Source organism: Stenotrophomonas sp. PS02298 (assembly GCF_029959445.1).
Taxonomy (GTDB): Bacteria; Pseudomonadota; Gammaproteobacteria; order Xanthomonadales; family Xanthomonadaceae; genus Stenotrophomonas.
The window spans coordinates 1-12,550 of the sequence record NZ_JASCOR010000133.1 but is presented as its reverse complement, the minus strand read 5'-3'; the positions used below and the strand labels follow the sequence as shown (position 1 = coordinate 12,550).

9 protein-coding genes are annotated in these 12,550 nt (G+C 65.2%); 1 reads left to right on the top strand and 8 read right to left on the bottom strand.

What is annotated here, in order from left to right:
- Window positions 1-943: 943 nt before the first annotated feature.
- The 8 genes from QMX78_RS16450 to QMX78_RS16415 all read right to left on the bottom strand — a co-directional run bounded on the left by QMX78_RS16450 (window position 944) and on the right by QMX78_RS16415 (window position 11,194).
- A complete protein-coding gene (locus tag QMX78_RS16450; protein ID WP_282271535.1) occupies window positions 944-2,158 on the bottom strand; it encodes a D-alanyl-D-alanine carboxypeptidase family protein in 1,215 nt (404 codons plus the stop codon).
- Window positions 2,159-2,250: 92 nt separating this feature from the next.
- Window positions 2,251-3,570 carry a septal ring lytic transglycosylase RlpA family protein gene (locus QMX78_RS16445; protein ID WP_282271533.1) on the bottom strand — a complete coding sequence of 440 codons (1,320 nt, stop codon included), beginning with the start codon at window positions 3,568-3,570 and terminating at the stop codon, window positions 2,251-2,253.
- Window positions 3,567-4,703, bottom strand: coding sequence for a lytic murein transglycosylase B (mltB, locus tag QMX78_RS16440; protein ID WP_282271531.1), 1,137 nt, complete (start codon window positions 4,701-4,703; stop codon window positions 3,567-3,569). Before mltB ends, QMX78_RS16445 begins: the two co-directional genes overlap by 4 nt.
- Before the next feature lie 467 nt (window positions 4,704-5,170).
- Complete coding sequence (gene rodA, locus QMX78_RS16435; RefSeq protein WP_282271529.1) at window positions 5,171-6,277, bottom strand: rod shape-determining protein RodA; 1,107 nt, start codon at window positions 6,275-6,277, stop codon at window positions 5,171-5,173.
- A complete protein-coding gene (gene mrdA, locus QMX78_RS16430) occupies window positions 6,274-8,370 on the bottom strand; it encodes a penicillin-binding protein 2 (RefSeq protein WP_282271527.1) in 2,097 nt (698 codons plus the stop codon). The genes rodA and mrdA overlap by 4 nt, the downstream gene beginning before the upstream one ends.
- 2 nt (window positions 8,371-8,372) lie before the next feature.
- Entirely contained in the window at window positions 8,373-8,858 is a 486-nt protein-coding gene (gene mreD, locus QMX78_RS16425; protein WP_282271525.1) for a rod shape-determining protein MreD, read from the bottom strand.
- Complete coding sequence (gene mreC / locus QMX78_RS16420) at window positions 8,855-9,991, bottom strand: rod shape-determining protein MreC (protein WP_282271523.1); 1,137 nt, start codon at window positions 9,989-9,991, stop codon at window positions 8,855-8,857. Before mreC ends, mreD begins: the two co-directional genes overlap by 4 nt.
- Window positions 9,992-10,147: 156 nt before the next feature.
- Complete coding sequence (locus QMX78_RS16415) at window positions 10,148-11,194, bottom strand: rod shape-determining protein (RefSeq protein ID WP_005419402.1); 1,047 nt, start codon at window positions 11,192-11,194, stop codon at window positions 10,148-10,150.
- A 274-nt stretch (window positions 11,195-11,468) separates the two neighbouring features.
- Here QMX78_RS16415 and QMX78_RS16410 point away from each other — a divergent pair, with 274 nt between their 5' ends.
- A complete protein-coding gene (locus QMX78_RS16410; RefSeq protein WP_282271521.1) occupies window positions 11,469-12,401 on the top strand; it encodes a carbohydrate kinase family protein in 933 nt (310 codons plus the stop codon).
- Window positions 12,402-12,550 lie beyond the last annotated feature (149 nt).

The window sequence follows — 12,550 nt, the reverse complement described above, 5'->3', positions numbered from 1 at the left end:
GGAGAGGGGCTAGCAATGCGTCGGCTGCTGGTGGACTAGCCCCTCTCCCGCGTGCGGGAGAGGGGTTGGGGTGAGGGCGCTTCTGCTCCGGCTTTCGCTTCTGCTCCGGCTTTCGCTTCTGCTCCGGCTTTCGCTTCTGCTCCGGCTTTCGCTTCTGCTCCGGCTTTTGACTTACCGGGCCCCTTCCGCAGCGACGGAGCCGGCAGACAAGACCCCGAACGGGGCGACGCACACGGATGTGCGTCGTTTTTCGACGAGACATGGATGTCTCGTCGAAAAATCCTGCCAGCGGAGTGAACCCGCGTCGCGTCGCGACGTGGGCGCGGAGGCAGGGTGTGCTTGACCAGCCATTCGGCTGTTGAAGAAGCACCTCTTTGGGCCACCTTTCTTTGCACAAGCAAAGAAAGGTGTGCTCGCGCGCCGCAGGCGGGCGAAAGTCTTTGATCTTGGCTCCGGCTCCGGCTGAAGCAAGAGCAAGAGCTTTCTCTCCCCTTCGGGGAGCGAGTTACTTTTCTTTGCTTGTGCAAAGAAAAGATAACCAAAAGAAACACACCCTGCCTCCACGCCCACGCCGCTGCGCGACGCGGGTCCACTCCGCCAGCGGGATTTTTCGACACGACATCCCTGTCGTGGCGAAAAACGACGTGCATCCTTGCACGTCGCCCTTCGGGTTCTTCCCACTGGCTCCGTCGCTGCGGAAGGGGCCCGGTGAGTCAAAAGCAACAGCAACGGCAACAGCAACGACAAAAGCTATCCCTCCCCGGCCCTCCCCTTGCCTGCGGCAAAGGGAGGGAGCACAGCTGCACTTGGTAAGGGGTGGGAGCTAAGCGGCGCTGCGCCGCCCCGCAGACAAAACAAAAGCGGCGTTACCGCATCCCATCGACATGACCTCCTGTCGACAGAACACCGCAACGCCGCTCGGCTTTTCAGCCAGTGAAAACCCTTACTCGGACTTCCACCACATCATGAAGGCATCCCACAGACGCTTGAAGAAACCACCCTCTTCCACCGCCTGCACGGCCACCAGCGGCGCCTCGGCAACCACCTTGCCATCCAGCGACACCTTGACCGTACCAATCTGCTGACCTGCAGTGATCGGCGCCACCAACTGCTTCGGCACGTCCATCGACGGCTTCAGATCGTTGTAACGGCCACGCGGCACGCTCACCAGCATCGGCTGCGCCACGCCCAGCTGCACCTCATCGGCCGCGCCCTTCCACACATGCTGCGTGGTCACCGCCTTGCCCGGCTCATACATGCGATGGGTTTCAAAGAAACGGAAACCCCAGTTCAACAACGCCAGGCTGTCATCAGCGCGCTGCTTCTCCGAAGCACCACCCATCAACACCGCCACCAGACGCTGGTCACCGCGCTGCGCCGAGCTCAGCAGGCAGTAACCGGCCGCCGAGGTGTGGCCGGTCTTGATGCCGTCCACGCTCTGGTCACGCCACAACAGCAGGTTGCGGTTCGGCTGGGTGATCTTGCCTACCGTGAATTCCTTGATCTTGTTGTACGCGTAGGTCTCCGGATAATCGCGCACGAAAGCGCGGCCCAGCAGCGCCAGATCATAGGCGCTGGACTGGTGACCCTCGGCGTTCAGGCCGTGTGCGTTGACGAAGTGTGAGTCCTTCATGCCGATCTTGGCAGCGTAGCTGTTCATCAGCGCTGCGAACGCTTCCTGGCTGCCGGCAGCATGCTCGGCCAACGCGATTGCCGCGTCGTTGCCGGACTGGATCGCCATGCCCTTTTCCATATCTTCCAGACGCGCGGTCTGGTTGACCGGGAAGCCGCTGTAGCTGCCATCGGTGCCTGCACCGCCTTCGCGCCAGGCGCGCTCGCTCATCATCACCTGGTCGTCCGGCTTGATCTTGCCGGTCTTCATTTCCGCAGCCAGTACGTAGGACGTCATCACCTTGGTGATGCTGGCCGGCGGCAGCGGGGTATGGATGTTCTCGCCCGCCAGCACCTGGCCGGTGGCGTAATCCATCAGCACCCATGCCGTGGCGGTGGTCGGAACCGGGGCCGGCGGCGTCGCCACCTGCGCCGGAGCAGCAGCTGCGGCCGGTGCAGGCGTGGGCGTCGGGGTGGGCGTCTGGGCGGAGGCCAGACCCACGACGAGCGTGGTGGCCAGTGCAGCGGCGGCAAAACGGAATTTCATCGGACAGCGGTTCCTGATGGACGAGGAAGAAAAATTCGGGGAGTCATTGTAGGGCGACACCGGCCAGCTGGCGGCGCCCCGGTGTGCTGGGGTTAATCGCGGACCACTTGCGGCAGGCCAAACCCAAGACCAGCAATGCGCCCGGCAAGTTCCGTGGCATTGCTGCTGTCGCTGGCCGGTACACGCAGGCGCCACAGGGTGCGGCCACCACTGACGATGTCACTGAGGCTGGCACCGACGATACCCGCTGAAGCCAGCTGGCCCAAGGCCCGCGCGGCATTGTCACGGCTGGAGAAACTGGCCACCTGCAGCAGGATCGAGCCCAGCGCGCGCGCAGCGGGGTCGGCCGGTACGGTCTTCGGTGGCGGACCCGCCGCAGTTTTCGCCGCTGCGGCCGCAGCCGAGGCCGTAGGCGGCGTGAACTGCAGCAATTCCGATGCTGCGGGCAGCGCCTGGACACTCACCGGCGCCGCTGCCGTGCTGGCTGCACTGGTGGTGGCCGGGCGACCGGTAGCGACGCGCACACCGTTGTCCTTCATCCAGGCGTCGAAATGGTCGGCATTGCCGGCAACCGGACGTGCAGGTGCGGCGGGCAGCTTCTCGACCAGCTGGTCCATGCGGCTGGGGCTCGTCGCGGCGGGTCGCGGTGCCGGCGCTGCGGCGGCAAGCGTCGTCGCAGCCCGTTCACGACGGGCGCGACGGCTATCGCCGGAGGCCTGCAGGTTCTCGCTGCCCGGGGTCAGGCCATGCACTTCGACCCGGCCGGTGCCGCGCTGGGTGATGCCCAGCCGCACTGCGGCGGCATAGCTGAGATCGATGACGCGACCTTCGTGGAACGGCCCGCGGTCGTTGACCCGCACGATCACCGACTCGCCGTTGTCCAGGTTGGTCACCCGCGCGAAGCTCGGCAGCGGCAAGGTCTTGTGCGCGGCGGTGAAGGCGTACATGTCGTACACCTCACGGTTGGAGGTGAGGCGGCCGTGGAACTTCTGCCCGTAATACGAGGCGGTGCCCTGTTCCACGTAGTTATCGACACGGTCCATGATCTGGTATTGCTTGCCCAGCACCGTATACGGCGACCGATTGCCGACCGCCGAGCGCGCCTCGTTGGTCACCACCGGCTCGGGAATGCAGTCCACATTGGGTATATAGCTCGGCGTGGAGTCGCTTACACCGGGCTTGTACAGGCCGCCAGCGGTGTAGTTGCCACGGGTGGACAGGTCTTCCTGCGCCTTGGCATAAGGCGAACCCTCAGGGCATTCACCGCGTGCACTGCCGCGCCCGTGCACCACCGTCGCCGGCCGCGATGCCGAGCTGGCACCCGCTGTACCGGATGACGACTTCTTGGGGGCGCTGCTGCAGGCGGCCAGCCCGAGCACGATCAACGCAGGGACCAGCCACTTGATGTTCATGCCGGGGGAAGCTCCTTGCCGGCGATGGCCTGGGACAGCTGGAACACGGCCATCGCGTACATTTTGGAGATGTTGTAACGGGTGATCGCGTAGTAGTTCTGGAAGCCCAGCCAGTACTGCTTGCCGTCGCTGCCTTCCAGTGTCACCGGGGTGGCTTTGGCATTGACCGCACGCACAGGGGTGACCGGCTGGTAGCCACGTGCCGCCAACTCGCTGACGGTATAGGTCGGGGTCCAATCGGTGGGATTGAATTCCTCGAAGCCGGCCTGCAGCGTCGCCGGTACCGCCACGGTGCCGCCACGGATCCAGCCACCCTTCTTGACGAAATAGTTGGCAATGGACGAGAACACATCGTCGTAGCTGTTGAACAGGTCACGGCGGCCATCGCCATTGCCGTCCACGGCGAAGTCCAGGTAGCTGGACGGCATAAACTGGCCCATGCCCATCGCCCCGGCATAGCTGCCCTTGAGCGTGGTGATGTCGAGCTTTTCCAGCGCGCTCAATTCAAACAGCTTGGCCAGCTCGTCACGGAAGAACAGCTCGCGGCGCACTTCACGCTCCAGCTTGGCCGGGTCGCCGGTACGCGGGTATTTGAAGGCCAGCGTGTACAGCGCATCCAGCACGCGGTGGTTGCCGGTATTGCGGCCGTAGCTGGTTTCCACACCAATGATGGAGACGATCACTTCGGCCGGCACACCGGTGCGTTCCTGCACGCGCATCAGCTCATCGCGGTGCTGCGCCAGGAAGGCACGGCCGCCATCGATGCGCGCCTGGGTGATGAACATCGGCCGGTATTCGTTCCACGGCTTGACCCGCTCGGCCGGACGCGACATCGCGGCGATGATCGGTTCGCGGATCTGCGCCTGCGCCAGGGTGCTTTCGATATAGGCCGGATCGATGCCGTACTTCGCCGCCGTATCGCGCACGAAGTTGGCGCGGGCGGTTTCGAATGGCACCGGCGTCAGGTCGACCGGCGGCAACGCGGTCTTGGCCTCGGGTACGGCTTCGGCCGGGCCGGTACTCGGCTTGACCGGAGTTTCCGCCGGGGCCGGCAGAGGTGCAGGAGTCTTCGGCTGGGTTGCGCAGGCAACCATGCCGAGGGTGAGGCAGCAAACCAGGGCGCGTCTAATCATCGGGCGAGATTAGCAGGTCAAAGATGAATTTCCTGCAATAACACCATGAAACACAACAGGATTGAAGCGAAAAATACGCTACGCCGATCCGCGCCGAAGCCCCTCGGATTCGCGCCATTCGATGAATAGGCAAGGCGATGCCGCTGATTGTGGACCGGCAATCTGCTCCGGAAAGGATCGTGGCCAAGTCGGCCAGACAAAAAAAGGAGCGTCGGTCATCTCCCCATCCCGCTGAGATGACCGACACTCGCGTCAGCGTCCGGGGGACCCGGGACGACGGCTCCCCCCGTCATCCCGCCAGATGCCAACCTGCCAACTGCCCCATACGGCGAGTCGACAGCCACAGCGCGGACTACGCGCCGGTGACGGGGCGTAGTGTGAAGGTTTGGTAAAGCCAGGTGTTTGATCTGGATCAAAGCTCGCAATATTGCCGCGGATAAATGGACGATCCACGCAACAGCATTGCGCTAACCACCGTGCACCGGCCGGTGCGCACGCACCGCCATCACCAACCCAAAGCCGGCCAGCAACGACACCGCCGAGGTACCGCCGTAACTGATCAACGGCATCGGCACGCCCACCACCGGCAGCAGGCCGGAGATCATGCCGCCGTTGACCAGGATGTAGACGAAGAACGCCAGACCAGTCGCGCCCGCCAGCAGCCGCGAATAGGTATCGCGCGAATCCACCGCGATCCACAGGCAGCGGCCGATCACGAACAGGTACAAGGCCAGCACCACCGCCACACCGATCCAGCCGTACTCCTCGCTCAGTACCGAGAACGCGAAGTCGGTGGTCTGTTCGGGAATGAAGTTCAGGTGCGACTGCGAGCCAAGGCCCCAGCCCTTGCCGGTGAGTCCGCCGGAACCAATGGCGATCTTGGACTGGATGATGTTCCAACCCGCACCGAGCGCATCGCTCTCCGGGTCGAGGAACATCATGATGCGGTCCTTCTGGTACGGCCGCAGCAGCCAGAACCAGGCCACCGGCGCGGCCGCGGCAACACCGCCCACGCCCACGCCCACCCACCACCACGGCAGGCCGGCCAGCAACAATACAAAGGCACCGCTGGCGGCAATCAGCACGCCGGTACCGAAGTCCGGCTGCAACATCACCAGCCCGGTCGGCACACCAATGATCACCGCCGCCACCAGCACCACCGGAATACGCGGTGGCAAGGGCATGCGGTTGAGGTACCAGGCCACCATCATCGGCAGGCTGACCTTCAACAACTCGGCCGGCTGCAGGTAGAACAGGCCCAGGTTCAACCATTGCCGCCCGTACTTGCCGGTGCCGAGCACGAACACCGCCAGCAGCGGCAACATCGACAAGGCATAGATCATCGGCGTCCACGCGCGGATGCGCAGGATCGACACCCGCGAGATCGCCCACATCGCCACCAGGCCCACCGCGAAGCGCGCGCCCTGCGCCATCACCAGGCCACTGCCACCGGCGCTGTCCAGCACCGACAGGCCAATGACCATCAAGGCGAGCAAGGCAAACAGCAACGGCCAGTCCAGGCCACGGGTCAGGCGCTGACCCATCTCCAACGCCCAGCGCAGGAAATCCCTCATCGGCCCACCTCCGCTGAGGTTGCCGCCGGCACCGCCGGACGCGCAGCTGCCGGCGCAACACCGGGCAGCGCCTCGGGCACAGGCTGCGGCGGTGTACCTGGCAGCGGTGCCGGAGCACCAACCATGATCGGCAGATCGGCGAACTGCGGCGCAACCTGCTCGCCGCGCGCGCGCCAGCTGGCATCTTCGGTATCAAAGGTCGCCACGCCAACCGCCACCGTGCCGCGCTCGGCATCCAGCGGCTGCAGGCCTTCGGGCATCACTCCGAGCAACCAGGCATCAAACACCTTGCGTGCGATCGGCGCGGCGGCCGAACCACCGTAGCCGCCGCCTTCCACCGCGATGGCAATCGCGATCACCGGTTCTTCGGCCGGTGCGAAACCAACGAACAGCGCGCGATGGCGCAGGTGCATCGGCAGGCTGCGCGGGTTCAACGCGGCCGTGCCCTTGCGGCTGATGACCTGCGCGGTACCGGTCTTGCCAGCCATGAGGTACTGCGCACCGGCAGCCACACGCCAGCCACTGCCGCCGGGCTGCATGGTGCCCATCATGCCCTCGCGCACCGCCTGCACGTTGGCCGGATTGGGACTGATCGGCTTGCTCGCCGACTGCGGCGTTGGCGCCCAATCGTGGTCGAAACCGGCGCGCTGTTCCATCACCAGGTGCGGTGTGCGCAACTGCCCGGTCGCCAATCCACCGACACCGCGCACCAGTTGCAGCGGGGTCACCTTCCAAAGGCCCTGGCCGATGCTGGCATTGACCGTGTCGCCTGGATACCAGCGTTCCTTGTTGGCCTTGAGCTTGGCTGCCGGTGACGGCAGGATGCCGCCGATCTCACCGGCCAGGTCGATGCCGGTGGGTTGGCCGAAGCCGTAGCGGTTGCCCATGTAGTCGTCATAGCGCTCGATGCCCATGTCGATACCGAGCTGGTAGTAATAGGTGTTGACCGACTGCGAGATGGATTTGCGCAGGTCGGTCCAGCCATGGCCGCCACGGTTGGCGTCACCCCAGCCACGGCTCACGCCGGGCAGGTAGAACATGCCGCGCGACAGGATCTTGTCTTCGGGCCTGCGCAAACCACTGTCCAGGCCAGCCAGGCCAAGGAAGGGCTTCACCGTCGAACCCGGCGCCACGCCACCCAGCACCAGTCGGTTGAACTGCGGCCGTGAGGGGTTCTCGTTGAGAAGCTTGAAATCGGCGTGGGAAATGCCGTTGACGAACAGATTGGGATCGAACGACGGCAGGCTGACCATGGCCAGGATTTCGCCGGTGCGTGGATCGATCGCCACCGCCGAGCCTTCCTGCTCGCCGAACGCCGCCACCATGGCGCGCTGCAGGTCGGCATCGATCGACAGGCGCAGATCGGTGCCCGACTGCGCCGGCACCCGCCCGACCGTGCGGATCGCACGGCCCTGCACATTGGTCTCGACCTGCTCGTAGCCGATCTTGCCGCGCAGCTGGGTCTCGTAGAAGCGCTCCAGCCCGGACTTGCCGATGTGGGTCAGCGCAGCATTGCCCTCGCCCAGTTCTTCCAGGTCCTTGTCATCGACACGGCCGACGTAGCCGATGATGTGGCCGAACAGATCGCCATACGGATAGCGCCGGGTCAGATAGGGCTCGAGCTCGACGCCCGGGTAGCGCCAGCGGTCCACGGCGAAGCGTGCCATCTCGTCGTCGCTGACACGCAGCTTCAACGTCACCGGCATGAAGCCACGGCGCGCCTTGCGCGATTGCTTGAAGCGCTCGATGTCCTCCTCGCTGAGCGAGAAGATCTTCTGCAGCCCGGCAAGGGTAGCGTCCATGTCCGCGACCTTGTCGGCGGTCACATCCAGGCGGAAGGCCGGCACGTTCTCGGCCAGCAGGCGACCGTTGCGGTCGTAGATCAGGCCACGCCCCGGCACCACCGGCCGCGCCTTGATGCGGTTGGCCTCGGAGCGGGTGGCGTAGATGTCGTGGTCCAGCACCTGCAGCTTGAAGTACCAGCCGGCGAGGAAACCCAGGGTCAGCAGCACACCCAGGAAGCCGATCGCGGCACGCCGCCGGAACTGCTCGGCCTCCGCATGCGTGTTCTTGTGCTGGCGGCGCGGCGCCATCGTCAGCGCCCGCGCTTGCCCAGCCGCACCGCATCCAGCAGCACATACAGCGGTAGCCACAAGGCCATGCCCAGCAGCGGTGCCACCCAGTAGCTCCACGGCAGCATCGGCTCACCCACCAGCAGGTGGATGGCTGCATCGATCACGCGGTCGTTGAACAGCAGCCCGCCCATCGCCAGGGCCTGCTGCGACAGCGGGAAGAACCGGATACGCGCACGGAAGCGCTGCAGGATGAAGGCCATCACCACCAGCCGCAGCGCCTGCTCACCCAGAATGCCGCCAAACATCACATCGGCCAGCAGGCCAATGCAGAAGGCGAAGCCCAATCCAACCTTGTCCGGGGTTTCGATCACCCAGTAAGCCAGCACCAGCGCCAGCCAATACGGCCGCGCCGGCAACAGCAGTTCAGGCAGCGGAATCAGCGCCAGCAGCAAGGCCAGCACGAAACTGACCGGCATCACCCAGCCCTTGGTGCGCAGGCGACTCATGGGCGCACCTGCGGCGGGGTCGGGTTGTCAGTGGTCACTGGTGTTGCCGGGCTTGCGGATTCGCTGGCTGGCGTTGTCGCCGGGACGGGTGCCTGGCCTGCAGCTGCCGGCTCGGTCGCTGGCGTGCTGGCCGGGGCCTGCGTGGCCGCCGCAGCCGGAGGGGTGCTGGCGTTGCCGCTGGCGGGAACAACGGCAGCCGGCGCGCCCATGCGGTTGACCGGGGCGGCGGATGGACCGCCCGCAACCGCGGCTTCCGGCGCCGATTCGATGGCAGTGCTGTCCGGCAGTTGCGGCAGCGCCGGTACCGAACGCAGCAGCAGCACGTTGCGGCCACGGTCCAGCTTGGCCGCTGGCTCCAACTCGCCGACCAGGAAGGCATGGGTGTCGTCGGGACGCAGCTTCAGGATCTTTCCGACCGGGAAGCCGGCCGGGAAACGCCCACCCAGACCGGAAGTGACGATCTCATCGCCCACTTCCACGCCCGCGCTGAGCGGAATATCACGCAGTTCCAGTCGGTCGCCACGGCCGTAGACAATCAGCCGCACGCCATTGCGTGCCACCGCCACCGGTACCGCATGGTCCGGATCGGTCAGCAACAGCACCGTCGAATGCGCGGGCGTCACCGCGATCACCTGGCCCATCAGGCCACCGGCATCGATCACTGCCTGGCCGACATGCACGCCGGCGCGGCTGCCCGAATCCAGCACCAGGCGCTGTTTGACCGGATCCAGGTCGATATCGAGGATGGGCGCCAGTTGCACGTCCAGGCCATTGCGCTCGGCCACGTTGAGCAGCTCGCGCAGCTGTGCGTTGTCCAGCGCCGCAGTCTGCAGGCGGGTCAGGCGCGCGTTGGCGATCAGCAGCTGGTTGCGCAGCTCGCGGTTTTCGCTGACCAGCTGGTTATGGCTGGCCGCGTTGTCCTTGACCGACGCCCCTACCCGGCCCGGCACACCGGCCAGGGCCCAGATCGGCTGCACCAGCACATTGGCCTGGGCGCGCAGACGCGACATCCAGCCCCCCTGGTCGTCGAGCACGATCAAGGTGATGGCCAAGGCCAGGTACGCCAGCAGACGCAGCGTGCTACTGGCATCCCCCTGACGGGAGGCTACGGGAGGACCGGCGTAAGGGGGCACGACAGAAGGCTGGGAATGGGAAAGGAAGAATCAGGTATGGAAACGGCGCGACTGGCGTCACGCCGATGGTTCCGGGAAATGGATGCTGGAGAGTGGAACGCGCTGCAGGGCACCCTGCCCCCCGTTACCGATTCCCCAGCCCCTGTTCCCTGCGGATCACTCCGGCGCAAAGAACTCGTTGCCGTGCATGTCCACCAGCTCCAGCGCACGACCGCCACCGCGGGCCACGCAGGTCAACGGATCGTCGGCCACCTGCACGTGCAGGCCGGTTTCTTCGGAGATCAGGCGGTCCAGGTCACGCAGCAGGGCGCCGCCACCGGTCAGCACGATGCCGCGCTCGGCGACGTCGGCGCACAATTCCGGCGGGGTCTGCTCCAGGGCCAGCTTGACCGCCGAGACGATGCCCGACAGCGGCTCGTGCAGGGCTTCCAACACTTCGTTGGAGCTGATCTTGATCATCTTCGGCACGCCCTCGGCGAGGTTGCGGCCGGAGATTTCCATCTCGATCACTTCCGCCTGCGGGTAGGCGCAGCCCAGCTCCACCTTGATGCGCTCGGCGGTGGCTTCACCGATCAGCATGCCGTGGTTGCGGCGCACGTAATTGGTGATGGATTCGTCGAAACGGTCGCCACCGATACGCACCGAGGCCGAATAGACAATGCCGTTCAGCGAGATGACCGCAACTTCGGTCGTGCCACCGCCGATATCGATGACCATCGAACCGCGCGCCTCGGTGACCGGCATGCCGGCACCGATCGCAGCAGCCATCGGCTCTTCGATCAGGAACACATCACGTGCACCGGCCTCCTCGGCCGATTCCTTGATGGCGCGGCGCTCCACCTGGGTGGAGCCGGCCGGCACGCAGACCAGCACGCGCGGGCTGGGGCGCAGCACGCGCGACTTGTGCACCTTCTTGATGAAGTGCTTGAGCATCGCCTCGGTGTAGGTGAAGTCAGCGATGACGCCGTCCTTCATCGGGCGGATGGTGGTGATATGGCCCGGGGTACGGCCGAGCATCTGCTTGGCCTCGGCGCCGACGGCAGCCACCGAGCGGGTGCCACCGATAGCACGGTCCTGACGCACGGCCACGACCGACGGCTCGTTCAGCACAATGCCCTGGCCGCGCACATAGATAAGGGTGTTGGCCGTGCCCAGGTCAATGGACAGGTCATTGGAGAACATGCCACGCAGCTTCTTGAACATCTGGGAAGTGATCCTGAGGGGTGTCGCGCCCACGCCGGTTGGCGAAAAAATGGGCAGAAAATGAGGGCAGTTAGCCTATCAACCCACCCCCGCCCGAGCAAGGAAAATCCTAGGGAATTCTGGGCTTTCGACCACTTCGGGCAGCTGCGGTACATCCTTGCTTGTGGCCGTGGACCGCCGCAGCCGGTAACCTTACGCACTTTGGCGCGCAGTCGCGCCGGGTCGACTGCGCGTGCGCGGCGGCTTTTTCCTTTTACGTATAGGCCTGTTCGCAATGTCCGCTTTGATCTGTGGTTCCCTTGCCTTTGACACCATCATGGTGTTCCCGGACCAGTTCAAGAACCACATCCTGCCGGACAAGGTGCACATCCTGAATGTGTCGTTCCTGGTGCCGCGCATGCGCCGCGAGCTGGGTGGCTGCGCCGGCAACATCGCCTACAACCTGAAGCTGCTGGGCGGCAGCCCGATCCCGATGGGTACCGTGGGCCAGGACTTCGGCCCCTACCGTGAGCACTTCGAGCGCATGGGCATCGACCTGAGCCAGGTACGGGTGCTGGAAGACATGTTCACCCCGCAGTGCTTCATCACCACCGACCACGACAACAACCAGATCACCGCCTTCCACCCGGGCGCGATGATGCGTTCGCACGAGAACCATGTGCGCGACGTGCCGGGCGTCACCTTCGGCATCGTTGCCCCGGACGGCCGCGAAGGCATGATCCAGAACGCCGCCGAGTTCGTGGAATGCGGCATTCCCTTCATCTTCGACCCGGGCCAGGCGCTGCCGCTGTTCAACGGCCCGGAACTGCGCGAGTTCATCGAGCAGGCCGACTACGTGGTGGTCAACGACTACGAGTCCAACCTGCTGCAGCAGCGCACCGGCTGGAGCGAGACCGACATCGTCGCCCGGACCAAGGCCTACATCACCACCCAGGGCCCGCGCGGCGCCATCATCCACACCCCGGAAAAGAGCTTCGACATCCCGCCGGCGCACGAGCGCCGCGTGGTCGACCCGACCGGCTGTGGCGACGCCTTCCGCGCCGGCCTGATCTTCGGCATCGAGAAGGGCATGGACTGGCTGACCGTCGGCCGCATGAGCAACCTGATGGGCGCGCTGAAGGTGGAACACCCGGGCACGCAGAACCAGCGCTTCGACTTCGCCGAGTTCAACGACCAGTTCAAGCAGCAATTCGGCTACGGCCTCTAAGAAAAAACGGCGCCTCGGCGCCGTTTTTTTTTGCATGGGTCGCCGACCGGGCAAACGGCAAACCGTAACCGGTGGTGCCGAGCCATGCTCGGCAGAGGCCTTACCGGCAAGCCGCAGGCCGCATGACATCTGTAGGAGCGGCGTAAGCC